The organism is Chryseobacterium mulctrae, from assembly GCF_006175945.1.
GTDB classification, from domain to species: Bacteria; Bacteroidota; Bacteroidia; order Flavobacteriales; family Weeksellaceae; genus Chryseobacterium; species Chryseobacterium mulctrae.
Map to the genome: position 1 here is coordinate 3,514,937 of NZ_VAJL01000001.1, position 13,714 is coordinate 3,528,650.

At 32.8% G+C, this 13,714-nt stretch carries 18 protein-coding genes; 9 read left to right on the forward strand and 9 right to left on the reverse strand.

Annotated elements, in window-relative coordinates:
- Window positions 1–80 precede the first annotated feature (80 nt).
- The 9 genes from tssD to FDY99_RS16255 all read left to right on the forward strand — a co-directional run bounded on the left by tssD (window position 81) and on the right by FDY99_RS16255 (window position 9,259).
- Complete coding sequence (gene tssD, locus FDY99_RS16215) at window positions 81–485, forward strand: type VI secretion system tube protein TssD (RefSeq protein WP_139422855.1); 405 nt, start codon at window positions 81–83, stop codon at window positions 483–485.
- A 111-nt stretch (window positions 486–596) separates the two neighbouring features.
- On the forward strand, window positions 597–1,448 hold the full coding sequence (locus FDY99_RS16220; protein WP_139422856.1) for a hypothetical protein: 852 nt from the start codon (window positions 597–599) through the stop codon (window positions 1,446–1,448).
- 5 nt (window positions 1,449–1,453) lie between these two features.
- Window positions 1,454–2,707, forward strand: a complete 1,254-nt coding sequence (locus FDY99_RS16225) for a PAAR-like protein (protein ID WP_139422857.1) — start codon at window positions 1,454–1,456, stop codon at window positions 2,705–2,707.
- A gap of 3 nt (window positions 2,708–2,710) precedes the next feature.
- Window positions 2,711–3,616, forward strand: coding sequence for an ankyrin repeat domain-containing protein (locus FDY99_RS16230; protein WP_228448819.1), 906 nt, complete (start codon window positions 2,711–2,713; stop codon window positions 3,614–3,616).
- 204 nt (window positions 3,617–3,820) lie between these two features.
- Window positions 3,821–5,965 carry a type VI secretion system Vgr family protein gene (locus FDY99_RS16235; RefSeq protein ID WP_139422858.1) on the forward strand — a complete coding sequence of 715 codons (2,145 nt, stop codon included), beginning with the start codon at window positions 3,821–3,823 and terminating at the stop codon, window positions 5,963–5,965.
- A gap of 3 nt (window positions 5,966–5,968) precedes the next feature.
- Window positions 5,969–7,030, forward strand: a complete 1,062-nt coding sequence (locus tag FDY99_RS16240; RefSeq protein WP_139422859.1) for a hypothetical protein — start codon at window positions 5,969–5,971, stop codon at window positions 7,028–7,030.
- Window positions 7,030–8,106 (forward strand): DUF4280 domain-containing protein, encoded by a 1,077-nt coding sequence (locus FDY99_RS16245; RefSeq protein WP_139422860.1) that lies wholly within the window; start codon window positions 7,030–7,032, stop codon window positions 8,104–8,106. Before FDY99_RS16240 ends, FDY99_RS16245 begins: the two co-directional genes overlap by 1 nt.
- Window positions 8,107–8,109: 3 nt before the next feature.
- Window positions 8,110–8,712 (forward strand): hypothetical protein, encoded by a 603-nt coding sequence (locus FDY99_RS16250; RefSeq protein ID WP_139422861.1) that lies wholly within the window; start codon window positions 8,110–8,112, stop codon window positions 8,710–8,712.
- Window positions 8,713–8,803: 91 nt separating this feature from the next.
- A complete protein-coding gene (locus tag FDY99_RS16255) occupies window positions 8,804–9,259 on the forward strand; it encodes a VOC family protein (protein ID WP_139422862.1) in 456 nt (151 codons plus the stop codon).
- A 1-nt stretch (window position 9,260) separates the two neighbouring features.
- Here the strand turns inward: FDY99_RS16255 and FDY99_RS16260 are convergent, their stop codons facing one another.
- The 9 genes from FDY99_RS16260 to FDY99_RS16295 all read right to left on the reverse strand — a co-directional run bounded on the left by FDY99_RS16260 (window position 9,261) and on the right by FDY99_RS16295 (window position 13,547).
- Window positions 9,261–9,590: a winged helix-turn-helix transcriptional regulator gene (locus tag FDY99_RS16260; RefSeq protein WP_139422863.1), complete on the reverse strand. Its 330-nt coding sequence runs from the start codon at window positions 9,588–9,590 to the stop codon at window positions 9,261–9,263.
- A 77-nt stretch (window positions 9,591–9,667) separates the two neighbouring features.
- On the reverse strand, window positions 9,668–10,045 hold the full coding sequence (locus FDY99_RS16265; RefSeq protein ID WP_139422864.1) for a PEGA domain-containing protein: 378 nt from the start codon (window positions 10,043–10,045) through the stop codon (window positions 9,668–9,670).
- 111 nt (window positions 10,046–10,156) lie between these two features.
- Complete coding sequence (locus tag FDY99_RS16270; RefSeq protein WP_139422865.1) at window positions 10,157–10,831, reverse strand: DUF4919 domain-containing protein; 675 nt, start codon at window positions 10,829–10,831, stop codon at window positions 10,157–10,159.
- Window positions 10,832–10,903: 72 nt separating this feature from the next.
- A complete protein-coding gene (locus FDY99_RS16275; RefSeq protein WP_139422866.1) occupies window positions 10,904–11,323 on the reverse strand; it encodes a DUF4348 domain-containing protein in 420 nt (139 codons plus the stop codon).
- A 3-nt stretch (window positions 11,324–11,326) separates the two neighbouring features.
- Window positions 11,327–11,533: a YqaE/Pmp3 family membrane protein gene (locus FDY99_RS16280; RefSeq protein WP_139422867.1), complete on the reverse strand. Its 207-nt coding sequence runs from the start codon at window positions 11,531–11,533 to the stop codon at window positions 11,327–11,329.
- A gap of 28 nt (window positions 11,534–11,561) precedes the next feature.
- Complete coding sequence (locus FDY99_RS16285; RefSeq protein WP_074232318.1) at window positions 11,562–11,945, reverse strand: hypothetical protein; 384 nt, start codon at window positions 11,943–11,945, stop codon at window positions 11,562–11,564.
- A 170-nt stretch (window positions 11,946–12,115) separates the two neighbouring features.
- Window positions 12,116–12,358, reverse strand: a complete 243-nt coding sequence (locus FDY99_RS23405; protein WP_262711401.1) for a prolyl oligopeptidase family serine peptidase — start codon at window positions 12,356–12,358, stop codon at window positions 12,116–12,118.
- Window positions 12,359–12,496: 138 nt separating this feature from the next.
- Window positions 12,497–12,805, reverse strand: coding sequence for a hypothetical protein (locus FDY99_RS23410; RefSeq protein ID WP_228448821.1), 309 nt, complete (start codon window positions 12,803–12,805; stop codon window positions 12,497–12,499).
- A gap of 232 nt (window positions 12,806–13,037) precedes the next feature.
- Complete coding sequence (locus FDY99_RS16295) at window positions 13,038–13,547, reverse strand: ASCH domain-containing protein (protein ID WP_139422868.1); 510 nt, start codon at window positions 13,545–13,547, stop codon at window positions 13,038–13,040.
- Window positions 13,548–13,714 lie beyond the last annotated feature (167 nt).

Here is a 13,714-nt window from a genome sequence, read left to right on the forward strand (position 1 = left end):
TTTATAGCTCCAAAAGAAATCAATGGCTCTATCTTTGGAGTAACCAAATCACAAAATATTAACTGTTTAAAATTTACAAAATGGCAGACAATTCAAGAGGAATCTTAAAATTCAACGGAAGCGAAGGACAAAAATTACTAAAGCTTAATTACAGCGTATCGAGATCTACAGACGTTTCAGGACGTGTAGCATCAGATCCTTCCAACGCAATCATCAAATTAACGATCGAAGCAACAGAGAAATCTGAAATTCTTGAAAGTTTGCTTAATGGTAAGTACAAACCGACTTCAGGTGAAATTACTTTCAACAAATCTCACGAAGAAGGTACTTTGATTACCCTGAACTGGGAAAACGGATACGTTATTCAGCACGAAGTAGATTTTGATGCAATAGACCAAAACTCTATGTTAATCAGCTTTGTAGTAAGCGCAGAAAAAATCAACTACGGTGGAGCTGAATACGCAGGTGTTTGGCCGGGAGCTTAATTTTTCGCTTATGAAATGATTAATGTGTATGAGTAAAACTATTCATACACATTTTCGATATAGTATCATTTTTGTTGTAAAATCATCCTTAATTTCCAAAACTTTCCGGTTATGAATCAAAGTGAAGTAAACGAAATTCAAGAATTAAATTCATTTAAATATGCTTGGTACAGAAACGGAAAATATTCTGTAAACGTCAAGTCATATCTTACCTTAGGCAACGGAAAAGCAAACGAAACAGAAACAGAAGAAATCTGGGAAATCATTCCCGGAGAATATAAGCATATTGATATTCTTATTTCAGATAAAAAATATATTCATTTTGATGCTCAGATGAAACCTTTCTATGAAATTTTAGATCAGGTAAATAATGCAACTGAAAATCTCTCATTACTTCTCAATGAAGATAAAACGATTGATAAGATTGAAAATGAAGCGGTAATTATTGAAAAATGGGAAGAGATCAAAAGAAAAGAATTGCGTTTTCTGCAGTTGGTAAAAGATTCTTACAACGAAATTATCAATATTTACGATAAAGAATTTCAGCGGATTGATGATAATATTAAAGCCAATCTACTTTATCAGATACTTTTTTACCCGTTTCCAAATACCGGAGTGAACTTTACAAATGAAGGGCAATTCAAAGAAAGAGAATTTCTTTCAACTCTTTTTCCGGGAGAAAAAATAGTGTACGAAACAAACTATCAGTTTGTAGATAATAAAGATAAATTTCAGATGAACATTCTAGGAAAGCTTAAAAGCCATACCGGAGATTTCAATGAAATTTATGCTCAAAATTATCAGAAAGCTTTAAATATTCCATTAGAATATGATCTGATGATGGAAGGAGAATATATTTATAACCTCGATTCCGTTTTATCAGAAATTGTATTTCATGTAAAGGAAAAGCTAAATGAAAAAATGCTGTATGTCTGCAGATATCATATTCAATTAATAATATAAACAATATGAGTCAACTGTATATCGCACAAGAAACTCCGCTTATATGTACCAGCGGAAGACGGCTGATCGGAATAGGAGTCAGTTCTCAGTCGAGCGTTTATCTTAAAAATGGCTCAAAACTGATGGTGACAGAAGACGATCGTTTTAAAGACAATTTTATTTGTCCGCAAATGATGATTGCCGGAGCTGTTGCCGGAGTTGGAATTGCCGCTGCATTTGGTGGCGGATTGTTTGTTTTGGCCGCTGCAGCTTGGGCTGGAAGTGCGCTTATTGATGATTGTCTGAATATTTGCTCATTTCTTACCAAAGGAAGCGACTGGACGAATACGCATCAAAAGGTAAGAGTTGAAGGTAAAAAGCCACTTCTTCAAAATTCTACATTAAATTGTTTTTTGGGTGGAACAGTGAAGTTTCATCTTCCTACACCAGCTCAGATTACTGAATTGAGCAACGCCGCAGCTATGGCGCAGGATTCTTATAATGATAATTCTGATGAAGCTACACAGATCGGTGATTATACAAGAATAAATACGGATAATCAGGACGAGCTTGATGCAATTTTTGGCCCTGGAAAACTGGGAATAGAGGATTTTGATACGAATGAAACTGATGGTTTTTTTGCATCAGTTTATAAAAATAATAATACAGGACAGTATTTTGTAGCTTTCAGAGGGTCAGAACCAAAAGGAATGCAGTTTTATCATGACTGGTTTATTGAAGATGGAGGACAAGCTTTTGGTGCTCAGACTCCCCAGATAAAAAAGACAATGGATCTTTCGAAGAAAATGGACGAAGCAACTAACGGAAATGTTTCTTTCACAGGACATTCTTTGGGTGGAGGAAACAGCGCAATGGCATCTTATTATACAGGATTACCGGCTTATACTTTCAACACAAGAGGAGTTCATGACAATACTCTTAAATATTTAGATGAAAATGGTGCAATAGGTTCTAGTTCTAATATCACCAATTACAGTACGAGTAATGATATTCTTAATGCACTTCAGAACAACAGAGAAGGTCTTTTGTCTACACTTGCGATTTCAAGAATTCCAGGTCTGAATAAATTGGCAATTTTTGGAGGTCTTACAGGGGCTGTTCCAAGAGCATTAGGCGAGCAAAACGAGATCTTCGGATACATTCCGGATAATGAAGGAATGAATCTGAAAACATTCGGAAGCGGTCACAGCGCCTATGCAGATGCTGTAGAAGCTATGATTGCAACCATTAATACCAATGTAATTGCAGTAAACCCATGATCCATGAAAAAAATAATCTTTTTAATCTTTTTTACCATGACCTTATTTTCCTGTCAGGATACAAGATCCAGAAAAACTCAAAATAAAGAGCAATATCCTCCTCAAAAGTTATTTGAAGGAAAGCAATTACAGGCTGCACAGAAAATTTTTGATGAAGATAATTCAGGATTAGAAAGTGCTTTAAAAGATGATCCAGAGATCATCAACCAGCTTAGTGATACTAAAGGATATACTTTACTGATGTATGCTTCCATTGTTGAAGATCTTCCTGCAATGGAAATTCTTCTTAAAAATGGAGCAGACCCCAACATTATTATATCTCACCGATATATGACGCCTTTATCACATGCTGTAGGAACGAATAATTATGAAATGGTAAAACTTTTATTTAAATATATGGCTAATCCTAATCCTGCGGTAGGCAATAGCCCTCTTCGTGCTGCCATGTTGTTGGGAAATGAACAAACTGAGAAAAAAATGATCGATCTTTTGTTAGATAACGGTGCAGACATCAATCATACTTCTTATTTGGGTGAAAATATTATGGAAGCTGCTGCCCGAAGTAATTTGGCCACTGCACAATATTTTTTAGAAAAAGGAGGCAAACCTAAAATAGATGGAATTGAGCTTTCTCCGATGGCTTTATACATTAGTTCTGAAGAAAAGAAGCAAGCTAGAAATCAAAATTCTAAAAACGCTGTTTACTTTGAAAAGGTATCTGCAATGAAAAAACAGCTTCAGGAAAAGTATGGTATCAATTTTCCTGTAATAGAAGATCCAAAGGCAGAAGCAAAACTAAGAATGGATCTGTATGAAAAACTGAGTGAAAAAGACAAAAAATCTGTGAATTTTAATAAAAATTATGGTGAAAACAGATATAAAGAAGACCAGAAACTTTTGTCTCAATAAAATAGAAATTACTCAAAAACGAGTCGTAGTATTACTACAAAAAGTGAAATTTTAAGCTTAAATTTTTCTTTCGGTATTAATTATGATTAAATTTAAAAGTTAGAATCACAAAAATTTTCATAGTAAAAATATGAAAATTTTGTCATCTCCAATGAGATAGAATAAAATATAAAAACCAAATTCACAAGTTTAAAGAAAAATATTATGTTTCAGGATAATACCACCAAACCTCAGCTTTCAGACGATATAAAGACTGTTGCTGCCCAAAATTTAAAAGAAGAAGCTTCCACAAAAATAGCAGATAAAGCCACTGAAAATATTAAAAATGTCAGCCAGCCAATTAATGGAGCAGTTAAGAATTCTTCAGACATGTTTATGAATCAGATGGCTCAGACCAATAATTCGGCAATAGTAGAAGAGAAAGTTTGGGCAAATCAGCCTACTTCAAAAATACATAATGCTTTGGCAATTCCTACAAGCCAGATCTTAGGAATTAACAGAGTGGTAAAGCTCGATTTGGTTATTGAAGGTAAAGAAATCAAACATTTTAAGCATTTTAAATTAAGCCAGAGCGCCATAAAACATCATGAATTCAGCATTACTCTTCCTCATGATACGCTTGGTTCTGCAGAAAATCATAATCTTGAAGAAGCTCAGAATTTTTTAGGAAAAAGACTGACCGTCGTTTTTAAATATAAAGATGTCATCGACGGTCCTGAAAGAAATTTTGTAGGAGTAATCACAGAAGTTGGTTTCAGTCAGGAAAAAGGCAGTTTAGGAAATATTGTACTAAGTGGTTTCAGCCCGACAATACTTTTAGATGCTGCTCCGCATATTCAGAGTTTCGGAGGAGCTCAACCCATTAGTCTTAACAGTATTGCTGATCAGGTGATCAAAGAAGGACTTGGTGGAAATAAATTCGATTTTAGAGTAGATGCTCAATATGGAAACGTTTCTTACAGCTCCCAATACGAAGAAACTCATTACAATTATTTGGCAAGAATGGCGGAAGCGTATGGTGAACAGTTTTTCTATGATGGAGAAGTCCTTCATTTTGGGAAACTTCCACCGGCAGAGCAACCCGTAAAACTGACTTACGGAAGTAATGTAAATGATGTGAAAGTAAGGATGAAAGCGCAGCATGTTAATCCTTCATTTTATGGATACAACAGCAGTAAAAACGAAAAACTGACAACAGGAAGTTCTAAAATTAACCACGCTTCGGATATTGCAAAACGCGCCTACGAAATTTCAGAAAAAACATTTACAACACCCTCTCTAAGGGTTGCTCCGATAAAAGCAGCCTCTTTTATGGATATTGATGCCTCACAAAAAGGAACAGCCGGAAGTAAAGCTTCACAGGTATTCATTACGTCAGGAGAAACTACAGTTCCATTCTTATATCCGGGATGTACCGCAGATGTTGAGATGAGAAAACAGGATACCAATCAGACTTCTTATTTCACCAAATTAATGATGGTTGAGGTGACTCATGAAGTGGATGCAAGAGGATATTATACCGGAAATTTTGAGGCAATTGCTGCAGACAGCGGTTATATTCCCCGTCCTGACTTTGAAAGTCCCAGAGCTGAAGCTCAGTTTGCAAAAGTTACCGCCAATGCAGATCCATTAAATCAGGGAAGAGTTAAAGTTCAGTTTGACTGGCAAAGTGGGCAAGATACATCAGAGTTTATCAGAGTAATGACTCCAGATGCAGGAAGCAGTGACAAAGTAAATAAAAACCGTGGATTCATGGCAATTCCGGAAGTTGGTGATCAGGTAATTATCAATTTCGTTCATCAACATCCTGACCGACCGTTTGTAATGGGCGGAATGTTTCATGGTGGAGTTGGTGGAGGTGGCGGAGCTGGAAATAATGTTAAAAGTTTATCCAGTAAAAGCGGAAATATTATTTGTCTGAATGATGGTGCCGGAATTGAGATCAAAGACAGGAACGGAAACCATGTTACTTTAAGCGGAGCGGGTGATGTGACCACTTTTGTGAGTAATGATAATAATGAAGACATTGGAAATAATCACACAACCAATGTAAAAACAAAGACTACAATTAATGTGGGAAAAGACCAAAGTGTTTTGACGATGGATAATGCCGGGAATATTTCTTTGGAAGGAAAAACTCAGATTGAGCTTAAAGTCGGTGAAAATAAAATTACCATTAAAAAAGATTCAATTACGATATCTGTAGGAAATGGTATGCTTGATATGAATTCTAAAGATAACGCATTGCTTGTAACACAAAATAATTTGAGTCTGCATAGTAAATCTAATACATCAATTAACGCTACAGGCAATACTTATGTTACAGGTACACAAGTGGATATTAATTAAAATATGAAGTTTTTAGAATACGAGATTAAAGATGTAGATACTTTAGAATCTATATCAAAACAATACAACCAAAGTATTGAAGAAATTGTAAACTTTCACAATCAGAATTGTGGCATTACACAGCAAATTATAGGAAATACTTTTCCTGTATATCTTAAATTTTTATATTTAAATACAAGTCCTTCAACCAAATCAGATCAGGAAGAGCAAATTTTTACAAGTGAAAGCTCTGCAAGGTATCGTTGTGAACAGTCTGTAATGACTTACATTGGGGGAATGCTAATCAACCATATCGATACAAAGAGAGAATTTCTGGTAGATAAGTTTCAGAAAAACGGTGAAAGTTTTGTGAATACAAAGCTTGTAGAGAATATTATGAACTCTTACCCGGAAGAAATGAAAGAGGCTGTGGATTTGATTTCAGATATAGATTTACTTGCTTGTAATTTGCGGGTTTCTTTAAATAAGGAAACCGGAAAAATTGATAAGATAATCAATCACGATAAAATTGTTGAGAGTTGGAAACTGCATAAAGAACTTCTGAAAAGCAAATATGGTTTTTTAAGAAGCTCCGAAACAAAAGAAAACTTACAGTTATTTCTGCAAACTAATGATGAAATTTTTTTGAATGAAGGAAAATTAAAAGAATGGGTAAACAATAAGATGTTTTTCGATTTGTTTTTTGATAACTATTTGGTTAGCAATGAAAATGTATTTAGTCCTTTTAAAAAAGATTTATACTCTCAGCTGTTCGAAGGGAAACCAATTCCGTTTGAGTTCAGGCAAGATATTATTACGGAAACCCAAAATACAATTAATGTAAGGAAAGTTGGGGAAATGATAAAAGACAGAGTAAATACAGCTTCATTAGAAGAAATATATGATATTAAGTTTAAACCTCTGGTTAATTATAAGTTCTCAGAATTTAAATTCAGTTATAGAGAAAATTCCACTTATGATTTAGAAAATACATGGATCACAGCTTCAGACGTTACAATTATTGAAGAAATAAAAAATAATGTAAGACTGATGATCAGTTATAAATTGACAAAAATAGAAGTATAATGGCAGAGTCATATGTTCCACAAGATACAACAGCTGTATGTACGATGATGACAAACGGTGCTCCACAAATGATTAAGATTACGAGCCCGAGTAATGTGATGTACAGTACCAAAACACAACCTTTTTTGACAATAATCGATACCAAACTATCTGGTTCATTTCAGTGTAAAGCTCCTGCAAAATTTTGGGGTGGTTTACAGGCTTTGGCTTTAGGAATTGCCATTGGAGCTGCTATTGTTCTTACTGGCGGTGCTGCTGCAGTGGTTATTGTTGCTGCGTGTGCAATAAGTGTTGCGGCTGGAGGTGTGGCGCTCTATAAAATGGCGCACGATTGTGATGCTACTTTAGAGAAAAAATGGTCTTTACCACATAATAAAGTTCGTTTTAATCAGGAAAAAGCTATTTTAAATCGTTCCTATTTAGATTGTCCGAAAAAAGGTAAGATTACGATTATTATGGATCCTGTCGTTGCTCAGAGAGCTGCAGATTTTATAAGCAGTAATAATAATAAAGAAGCAATGATGCAGATGGGAAGTCAACTGGTAATGGGAGTTATTACAGGTGTTACAGCAGGCACTTCTGTTGTTGTAGTGGGAGTTACCGGTGCGCTTACTTTAGCCTTATACACGCCAAGTGAGGCATTTGGAGATACAGATTTTGGATCGAGTAACGAAGGAACGACAAGTACAATTTCTGCTGTAGGGAGCGATGCTGTTTCAGCCGGTGTTGGTGCTGGTCTTTCGGCTACACGTATAACCAGCGAAATTGGAGGTACAATTTTGAATGGTAATGTGGGTGGAATTTTACAAGGTGTGGGACATGAAGCTGTCGGCAGGGCTACTGGAAATATGTCTCAAACTGCGGGCGGTATGCTATCACGATATATAGGACATTATGGTCTAAAAGCAGATAACTATGCAGGTTATAAAGGCATTGCAGGCTTTGTAGCAAATATAGCAATAGGTACTTTTGCTGATAAATATGAAAATAGTCTTGCTGCAGAAACTATAGAAAAGGCAAAAGATTTTAATAATAGTGACGCAAAGAATGGTATTAATGTAATAGCACAAATATAGTTTATGAAAATTATTTTTAAGATAGTCGGAATTTTAGTAATAATTTTAGTAATTAATTTTATTGCTTCATTATTATTTGTCAAAAAAAATGACAGTAAAAATGTTATTAATAAATATATTGAATCATCAAAAGATGTAAAAATACAAGTAAACGATGAACATTTTTCTGGTAAATTCACTCATGAAAGTTATTTAAAACGAATACTTATATTTAAAGGGATTTATGGAAACAGCCAAGACGAGATTGTATTTGATAATTTTTCACATAAATATTTTAAAATTATGCGTTTTGAAAAATATGGAGAAAAATATAGTTTACCACAAACTAGTTTGATTAAAGACAAAGAACTTTATGTAAAAGTAGATCCTCTACAAATTAATAATCCTTCTTTTGGAACAAAAGAAAACCCAATTCTAGTTTTATCATATAAAGGTGTTAATGATAATTTTATCATGGATATGGATACAGATGAAAAAGATGAGAACGGTGTTTACAAACAGACTCCAATTTCTATTGCACCTACAGAAGAAGAATACCGTTACAACGTAGAGAAGTATTTGACTTACGTAATGCCTAAGGAAGAATTTAAAAAACGATTTAAATAATTTATCAAAACCATATCTCTATCAACTCACAATTTTGTAAGTTCTTTCTTTCCGCTAAAACAAAAAATATCTTTGTGAAAAATATTTACAAATGAATTTAGCCGAAAATATTCTTGCATTTCATCATTATTCTTTGAAAGTGACTGATTTTGATGCGACCTTAAAATTTTATAAAGCATTGGGGTTTGATGAGGTTCATTCTTGGGAATTACCGTCATTTAATCTGAAAAAAGGAATGATGCTTTACAACGAAAAAATCAACTGTCATATTGAATTATTTGATAAAGATGCTGAAATTCCGACTCAGGGAAGAAAAAGAAATCCTAATGATGAATTTATAGAAAATTCTATTTTACACATATGTTTTACTGTAGAAAATGCTGAAAAAGCAAGAGAAGAAGCATTGAAAAGCGGCGCAAAAGATCTGAGTGAAGGTGTTTTTGAAATCAGCTTGGCTAACGAAAAAAAATCTGTTGAGGTAAGAAACAGTCTTGTTTACAGCCCGAATGGTGAAGTGATTGAGTTTTTAGAGAAAGTAAAATTCTGATTTAATTAAAATCTAATTCATTAATATACTGAAGTAAGCTCAAAACTTTTTTACCGGTTTTCGTCAAAAAATATTCAGACTTTGTTTTGTCTTTATTGTTTTCGATAAGTTCATTCTCCTGTAGTTCCTTAAGTTGTTTGGCTAAAATCCGGTCTGTAATCGAAGAGGGAAGTGCTGTTTTAAAATTAGAATAGCTCAAAGTATTTTCATTTAAAGCAAAAAGGATCGAAACTTTCCATCTTCCGCTGATTTTAGATAAAATTTTGTGGGCGTTACAGTAATTCTGTAAAATGGTATCATTGGCAGAATTGGTTGAGCTTTCTTTTTTCATTTAGCAATTATAAAAAAAGAAAATCAGAACTAAAACTTTTAATTCTGATTTTCATATAATATTGTAACCTAAAAGTCTTATTTAGATTCTAATTCTACAGTATAACTTTTCGGGCTGTATTTTGTAAGCGATCCCGTTGCAGCGTCAATTCCTACACCGATTGCTCCGCCAAGAAGAATGTTTAAAAGTGTTACCGGATTAAAAGTTTTTGTCAATTTCACTTCTTTAGTCTGAAAACCTTCCTTTTCAAACATTACCATCTGCTTACCCAAACCTCTCGGAATTTCTGCACTACAAGGTGTTGTACATTTTTCTTTTCCTTTATGGATTACTTTTGCACCTTCTGGCGTTGTGGTAAATGCGATTGAATCTTTGGTTCCTGTAAAAATACTTGCGCAAGATGTTGTAGAAATTACAATGCTTAAACCTAAAACAAGTGATAAAGTTCTTTTCATTCTTTAATTAATTTTCGAGGTGCGAAAATATATTTTTTTAAGTTGAATAAAAAACATTCATTTAAATTATTTCACATGAAATAGAAAATTATTTAGTCGAATAGCCTTTATTTAAAAATCAAACCCTTTTTCCTTGAGTTTTGTAATATTAAAATAAACTCCCGGCAATTTATATTTGTCTTTTTCTAAACTTATATAATCACAATCTCCCGATAAACCTTGCGAAGCAATTTCTAACTGTAAAATATTCATCACAACATATTCATGATTCACGGTGATTACATGAAATCCTGTAGTACATTCTCTTCCGTCTCCTGAACTAAAAATAGCACCAAATAAACCATAAAAATTACGAGAAACTTTGTTTGCCATCGCTTCATTTCCATCTAAATGATAAATGTAGGCGAGAAAATTCATCACCCGAAGATTGATAGGGAATTCTTTCAGTGCAGCATTAGAGATTTTTATAATTTCGGCATAATCAGTTTTTTTCAAATCTTTCTTTTGAAAATAGGGGTTAAGTTTTTTCTCATTTTCAGAGATTTTATAGGGATGATACTCTTTCTGAAAAGTATATCCAAAATACAAATGTTTATATTGATCATTGGTAATAAGCGTATCATTAGCTTTCAGCTTATCCATCAATTTCGGATAATAAAATTCCGAATCTTTATTCTCAATATTTTTCTGAATGACATTGTAATTGGGAGCTTCATATTCTTTTTGTTGAGAAAAAGAAAAATTTGATATAAAAATCAGTGAGAAGAAAAGAAAATGTTGTAGCATTTGAGTGTTTTTTGAAATGCTAACTTACAGAAAAACGAGAAATTGTAAAACTCAATTTTGATTGTTAACAACTTAATCGGTCAGATCTTCTATTTCTATGAGGCGATACGTTTTTTGGGTACACCTGAACTTGTAGGTAATATTAATGCTGTTCTGTTTCCCAATTTTTTGATAATAAATGGTATCCTGATTTTGGTTGATGTGAACATCATACAAATCTTTATTTCTTAATTCTTTAGGTAAATCATTTTCTATATCAATAAAACTATAGCTGTCTTCAGTTGTCATTCTTTCAAGAATATCCATCGGGAAATCTTCGTCAGAATAATATTCCATCATCGGAAAATCGATGTGTTGTTTTTGAAAGGTGCTGTCTTTTTTAAATTTTTCTATGAATGCTTTAAAATCTGAACCACAGTTTTTTTGCTGATGACAGGATATAAAGAATAGAAAAATAAAGATATTGATGAAAATTATTTTAAAGATTTTCATGTTTTAAAATTGAGCTTTATTTTCACGCACAGCACGAATCAATTTTTCATTTCGCTTTTCAGCTCTCTCATTTTGCAACGATAAAGCTGCCCAAATCGCTGCAGGAATCCAGCCCAAAATGGTAATTTGCAAAATAAAACATATAATTCCAGTGATGATTTTGCCTCTCACAATGAATGATAAAAATGGAAGTAAAATAGCGAGTAACATGGTTTTGAGTTTTTAAATTAATTGGTTTTTAATAAGCATGTGGATCAAAATATGCCTTAAAAGTGAGTGGGTTTTCGCTCATATTTTCAGCAATTTCCAAATATTCATGATATTCTTCGGGATTCATTCCCATATCAACCATCACGATGGCAAGATTGGTGTACAGATTTTTATCTTCTGAACCCAGATCTAATGCGATTTTTAAAATAGCGAGAGCCGTTTCATATTCACCCGAATCACATAAAATAGCACCAAGATTAACCAAAGCAGATATATTTTGAGCGTCAATGGTCAGAATATCTTCAAGCTCTTTAATCAAAAGATCATTGATGTCGTCCCAATGATCTTCATTTTCCCATCTTTTTGCCTGAAGTTTTTTTACATTTTCCAGTCTTTGGTCTATATTATTCATGTTGTAAAATTACGGAATTACCAATACTTATTTTCTATTTTCTGCGTTTTTCAAATAACCATTTCGGAATTTCATCTGTTACTAAAAAAGGGATCACAATATTGTTATGATGAAGGTTTGTGAAAGTTGTAAAGATCAAATTTTTGCTGGTAGAAAGTTTATTATAGAGTTCAATGCTGCCAATTGTATGGGTTTTCATCATCTTGTTTGCCATGAATTAGCCATATATTCTTGTCTTTAATTTTATTAAGGTTTGACAGATCAGGAACAGCGGCAACAGAAACAACTGCTCCAAAAGTATCAGGATCTAAATTCATAAGGTTTTGAGCGGTAGAACCTCCCATTGAATAACCGATCAGATAAATCCTGTTTTTATCAATGTTTGGATATTGTTTTTCAAGATTTTTAATCAATTTCAATAAAGCAAAAACCTCGTTGGAGGGTTTTGAAATTTGAATACCTTCTCCACTGATTTCATAATTTGAGGAGCGTTTATTAAATTGTGGTGCTACAACATAACATGGGTATTTGTCATAAATCTCATCTCGTAATCATATTTTTGCGAATGGTTCAAGTTGATTTTCATTATCATTTCCAATCCTTGTAGAATTATGAAAGGTGATAACCAAAGGATATTTTTGGTTGACGAAATGATTTTTAGGCGTTAAAAATCTGTAAGGAATTTGAATGTCATTTTCTACAAATATTTTCTTTTGAAATTTATCTGTATTTAAACTGTTCAATAATTTTCTATTGTTTAAAAATGTAAGCGTATCAACTTTCGTATCCCGAAATTCTTTCCTTTGTGAAAAAAATTGATTGATGGTTAAAACTAATAAAAGGATTATTTTAAATTTCATACTGTTAAGATTATTAGAAAACAAAAAGTTTGTTGATTTCGGACTTATAACTGTTTTCTGGATTGCTTCAATTAAAGTTATTTCGTCCGTTTTTGTTTCATCCAAAATTTTAAACAGAAACATAATCTATTGTAATTTGAGGTTTGTTTTTCTTGAAAATAATGAAAAAATACTGCGAAAAGTAAATGTGAAGTCGCAATTTCTTGAAGTGTGAGCTGTATCTATTTTATTTTTACCAAATAGTTTCAAAATATTCACAAACAATTTTCATTTCTTCATTTGGCTTTTCACCAAATTTCTTCATTTCTTCAGTATAATAATCCCAATGAACCTTTTTCCAATATTCTAAAGTTTTATCACCTTCACCTTCAAGTTGAGCATATTCAGGTGTAATATCTTTATATTTTACAATTTCAACTTTTGTTGTTCGAATTATTGCTTTAGGATCTCCATTCCAATCTGTAACAATGGCAAGGTTTCCAACTTTTGGAAGTTCCTCTTTATTTTTTTCAAACCACCAAACGGATGGTGAAGTTGCTTGTTTTATTTTTTTAACCACTAAATCAGCACATTCATCAGCATCCTTTTTATTGTCACAAAAGTAAAATGATTGGGGTTGTTCACTATTTTTGTATTCAACATTCTTTCCTTGAAATTCTTTCCAATACTCTGTCATATCAATTTCTTTTTTATTGCAAGACAATAAACTTATAAAAATAAAAAGGAATATAAATTTATGCATGTTTTTTTCTTTGATTATAGGTAACTTTTAAATTTACGCATTGCGACCATCCAATTTGTAGAGATTTTTCTTTGGATTACTTCAATTAAATCCATTTCTTCAACTTAATTCCATCTAAAATCCGGAACAGAAACAGAATTGATGGTAATTTGAAATTCTGTTTTATT

Coding starts and splice junctions, on each gene's coding strand:
- FDY99_RS16245 (WP_139422860.1), top strand. CDS start 7,030: ATGGCAGAGTCATATGTTCCACAAGATACAACAGCTGTATGTACGATG.
- FDY99_RS16225 (WP_139422857.1), top strand. CDS start 1,454: ATGAGTCAACTGTATATCGCACAAGAAACTCCGCTTATATGTACCAGC.
- FDY99_RS16220 (WP_139422856.1), top strand. CDS start 597: ATGAATCAAAGTGAAGTAAACGAAATTCAAGAATTAAATTCATTTAAA.
- FDY99_RS16235 (WP_139422858.1), top strand. CDS start 3,821: ATGTTTCAGGATAATACCACCAAACCTCAGCTTTCAGACGATATAAAG.
- FDY99_RS23410 (WP_228448821.1), bottom strand. CDS start 12,805: ATGAAATTTAAAATAATCCTTTTATTAGTTTTAACCATCAATCAATTT.
- FDY99_RS16275 (WP_139422866.1), bottom strand. CDS start 11,323: ATGAAAATCTTTAAAATAATTTTCATCAATATCTTTATTTTTCTATTC.
- FDY99_RS16240 (WP_139422859.1), top strand. CDS start 5,969: ATGAAGTTTTTAGAATACGAGATTAAAGATGTAGATACTTTAGAATCT.
- FDY99_RS16265 (WP_139422864.1), bottom strand. CDS start 10,045: ATGAAAAGAACTTTATCACTTGTTTTAGGTTTAAGCATTGTAATTTCT.
- FDY99_RS16270 (WP_139422865.1), bottom strand. CDS start 10,831: ATGCTACAACATTTTCTTTTCTTCTCACTGATTTTTATATCAAATTTT.
- FDY99_RS16260 (WP_139422863.1), bottom strand. CDS start 9,590: ATGAAAAAAGAAAGCTCAACCAATTCTGCCAATGATACCATTTTACAG.
- FDY99_RS16255 (WP_139422862.1), top strand. CDS start 8,804: ATGAATTTAGCCGAAAATATTCTTGCATTTCATCATTATTCTTTGAAA.
- FDY99_RS16230 (WP_228448819.1), top strand. CDS start 2,711: ATGAAAAAAATAATCTTTTTAATCTTTTTTACCATGACCTTATTTTCC.
- FDY99_RS16280 (WP_139422867.1), bottom strand. CDS start 11,533: ATGTTACTCGCTATTTTACTTCCATTTTTATCATTCATTGTGAGAGGC.
- FDY99_RS16285 (WP_074232318.1), bottom strand. CDS start 11,945: ATGAATAATATAGACCAAAGACTGGAAAATGTAAAAAAACTTCAGGCA.
- FDY99_RS16250 (WP_139422861.1), top strand. CDS start 8,110: ATGAAAATTATTTTTAAGATAGTCGGAATTTTAGTAATAATTTTAGTA.
- FDY99_RS16295 (WP_139422868.1), bottom strand. CDS start 13,547: ATGCATAAATTTATATTCCTTTTTATTTTTATAAGTTTATTGTCTTGC.
- tssD (WP_139422855.1), top strand. CDS start 81: ATGGCAGACAATTCAAGAGGAATCTTAAAATTCAACGGAAGCGAAGGA.